Source organism: Nocardioides sp. P5_C9_2, from assembly GCF_054049555.1.
The window spans coordinates 1-2,636 of record NZ_JBFUMD010000516.1 but is presented as its reverse complement, the minus strand read 5'-3'; the positions used below and the strand labels follow the sequence as shown (position 1 = coordinate 2,636).

The window sequence follows — 2,636 nt, the reverse complement described above, 5'->3', positions numbered from 1 at the left end:
ACGTCAAGGTCAAGGTGGCCGACGAGGCCGCCAGGACCCGCATCTCGGTCCGCAACTGAAGGTCCCTCCCGTGACGAGAGCACCTCGCGCACTCCTCGTCGCCGCGGCCACCCTGGTGGCCGCGGCGACGGGCGTGCTCGGCCCGACGGCACCGGCCTCGGCCGCGTCCTGCACGTCGGGCTCCGGCGGCACCGTGGTCGTCGACCCCGGTGCGCTGGGGGGCGCCCTCACCTCCGTCTGCGACACCGGCTCCGGCCAGACGGCGTCCGCCCGATACGCCGACGTCGGCGTCGCCATCAGCTACGCCCAGCGCCAGCCGGGCTTCGTCTGCCGCGTGGACGGCGTGCCCGCYAGCGACCCGTGCGTGAACACGCCGCCCGCCGACGCCTACTGGGGCCTGTGGTGGACCGACGGGGAGAGCGGGACCTGGACCTACTCCTCCATCGGCGTGAGCGGTCTCCAGGTGCCCGAGGGTGGAGCCGTCGCGCTGGCCTGGCAGCAGGGCACCGCACGTCGTACGCCGGGTGTCGCGGCCCCCGTGCACGCGGCGCCCTCGCCGACCGCGACGCCCACGACCTCGCCCACCAAGGCGCCCACCAAGGCGCCGACCAAGGCGCCGACCAAGGCGCCGACKAAGGCCCCCACCAACGCGCCGACCCCCTCGCCCACCGCGTCCTCCACCGCGACCCCGACATCCCCGACCCCGACCTCCTCGCCACCCCCGGCGCCCTCGACCGCCCCTTCCACGTCGGCCTCGGGTCCGGCCGGGGGCCCGCGCTCGGGGAAGCCGGACGCGTCGAAGCCCTCGGCCACCCCGAGCGAGAGCGACACCTCCTCCGCCGCAGCCCCCGCGCCAGAGACCTCGGACGCCGGGACGCCCGACGCCGGCGCGACGACCGCCGCCGACCCGGCCGACGAGTCGGCCCGCGTCCCGACCTGGGTCACGCTCGCGGTGCTGGTCGCACTCGTGGCCGCGCTCGCGGTGATGGCGCTGGTGGCGCGACGCCGCCGCGGCGACCGCCCGTGAGCGCCCGGCTCTCCCGCGACCTCCACCCCGTCGCCTGGTGGGTGTGGGCCCTCGGCCTCGCCACCGCCGCGACCCTCACCACCAACCCGCTGCTGCTGCTCCTGCTCGTCGCGGTGGCCGCCGTGGTGGTGCACGCCCGGCGCTCCGACCAGCCGTGGGCGCGCTCGTTCCGCCTCTACCTGTGGCTCGGCGTCGCCATCGTGCTCATCCGGGTGGTCTTCCGGATCGTCTTCGGCGGCGTGGACGGCGGCCACGTGCTGCTGGACCTGCCGAGCGTGCCGCTGCCCGACTGGGTCGCCGGCGTACGCCTCCTCGGTCCGCTCACCCGCGAGGGCCTGCTGGCCGGTCTGTACGACGGCCTCCGCCTGGCCACCATCGTCATCTGCGTCGGCGCCGCCAACTCGCTCGCCAACCCCAAGCGGCTGCTCAAGTCCGTGCCGCCCGCCCTGTACGAGGTCGGCACCGCCCTCGTCGTGGCCGTCACGGTCTTCCCGCAGCTGGCCGACAGCGCCCGCCGGGTCCGCGCCGCCCAGGCCCTGCGCGGGGGCGCGGACGGCCGGGTCGGACGGCTGCGGCGCTTCCTGGTCCCCGTGCTGGAGGACGCCCTCGAGCGGTCGCTGGCGCTGGCCGCCGGCATGGACACCCGGGGCTACGGCCGGGCCGGGACCGCCGGCCGCGCGGAGCGGCGCCTCAACGGTGCCCTGCTGCTCGGTGCCCTGTGCGRCATCGGGGTGGGGACCTACGCGGTGCTCGACGCGACCGCCCCACGCTGGCTGGCGATGCCGATGCTCCTCGCCGGCGTCGCGGTCGCCGTCGTCGGCCTGGTCAGCTCGGGCCGACGGGTCCGGCGCTCGCGCTACCGCCCCGACCCGTGGCGGGTGGAGGAGTCGGTCGTCGCGGCCTCCGGTGCCGCGGTCGGCGTGCTGGTGTGGTGGATCGCCGCGAACGACGTGCTCGTCGCCCATCCCGGCGTCGAGTCGATGCCCTACCTCAGCGTCCCCGCGCTGGGCGCCGCCCTGTTGGGGCTCGTGCCGGCGGTGGCGGCGCCCCCGCCGCGCCACGCCCTCGCCCCGGCCCTGGTGGTGGGCGCATGATCGAGCTGCGCGACATCCGCGTCACCTACGACGACGCCGCGACGCCCGTCCTCGACGGCATCGACCTCAGCCTCGACGAGGGCGAGCTGGTGCTCGTCTCCGGACGGACCGGCGTCGGCAAGTCGACCCTCCTCGGCGTGCTCACCGGGCTGGTGCCCCGCTTCAGCGGTGGCACGCTCACCGGCGACGTGCTGCTCGACGGCGAGAGCATCATCCACACCCCGCCGCGCGAGCGGGCGCACGTCATCGGGTACGTCGGCCAGGACCCGGTCGCCGGGTTCGTCACCGACACGGTCGAGGAGGAGCTCGCCTACGGCATGGAGCAGCTCGGGGTCGCGCCGGACACGATGCGCCGTCGCGTCGAGGAGACCCTCGACCTGCTCGGCATCGCCGACCTCCGGGCGCGCGACCTGCGGACCCTCTCCGGCGGCGAGCAGCAGCGGGTGGCCATCGGTGCGGTGCTCACCACGCATCCGCGCCTGCTCGTGCTCGACGAGCCCACCTCGGCCCTGGAC

General features: G+C 76.3%; 3 protein-coding genes. All 3 read left to right on the top strand.

Translation table 11 applies throughout. From position 1 onward, the window contains the following. The first annotated feature begins 70 nt into the window (after nt 1–70). Nucleotides 71–1,027 (top strand): hypothetical protein, encoded by a 957-nt coding sequence (locus ACXJKL_RS19020; protein WP_457208567.1) that lies wholly within the window; start codon nt 71–73, stop codon nt 1,025–1,027. After that, nucleotides 1,024–2,121 carry a CbiQ family ECF transporter T component gene (locus tag ACXJKL_RS19015; protein WP_457208566.1) on the top strand — a complete coding sequence of 366 codons (1,098 nt, stop codon included), beginning with the start codon at nt 1,024–1,026 and terminating at the stop codon, nt 2,119–2,121. Before ACXJKL_RS19020 ends, ACXJKL_RS19015 begins: the two co-directional genes overlap by 4 nt. Next, on the top strand, nt 2,118–2,636 hold a 519-nt coding region (locus tag ACXJKL_RS19010; RefSeq protein ID WP_457208565.1), incomplete at its 3' end, for an ABC transporter ATP-binding protein. The genes ACXJKL_RS19015 and ACXJKL_RS19010, both read left to right, overlap by 4 nt.